Annotated in this window: 1 protein-coding gene; it reads left to right on the top strand. The window is 45.4% G+C overall.

The features are described 5' to 3' along the window. Positions 1 to 581 (top strand): IS4 family transposase (locus HNW13_RS23445; RefSeq protein WP_208062987.1); only part of this gene is annotated, 581 nt, incomplete at both ends.

The following is a 581-nucleotide window of genomic DNA, read 5'->3' as shown; positions in this document are numbered from 1 at the left end:
ATTAAAGTGGCACAGGTTACGTTCAAAACGAAAGGTGAGACTAAGCCAGTAAACGTGGTGTACGCTCAAGAAAAAACATCAAAAAGCGTTACTGAGCCGTTGCGCTGGGTGCTATTAACAACAGAGCCAATCGATACGTTAATTCAAGCACTTCATATTATTGATATTTACACCGCAAGATGGCGAATTGAGGATTTTCATAAAGCATGGAAAACGGGTGCAGGAGCTGAGCGCCAAAGAATGACAGAGCCTAAGAACTTAGAAAGAGCGGTTTCAATCTTAGCTTTTATCGGCGTCCGTTTACTGCAACTCAGAGAAGCCATCACCATCCCTTATTATTTACGTAAAAAAGGGCTGGTTGAGGAGGCCAAAGCAGTGGAGGCTCAACGCTGTGACACGGTACTCGAAGAAGATGAATGGAAGGTGCTAATGCGGTTTAATAAGCCTAGAGGGCATAAAGATAAAGGCGCGCCGAGTCTGAAATGGGCGTATCAATCAATCGCAAAGTTGGGTGGTTTCACCGATACCAAACGAACAGGGATCGCAAGCTGGACGGCGGTTTGGGAAGGTTGGAGTACATT

This window comes from Shewanella sp. BF02_Schw (assembly GCF_014596695.2).
GTDB lineage: Bacteria > Pseudomonadota > Gammaproteobacteria > Enterobacterales > Shewanellaceae > Shewanella.
This window is presented reverse-complemented; position numbering and strand designations above follow the sequence as displayed.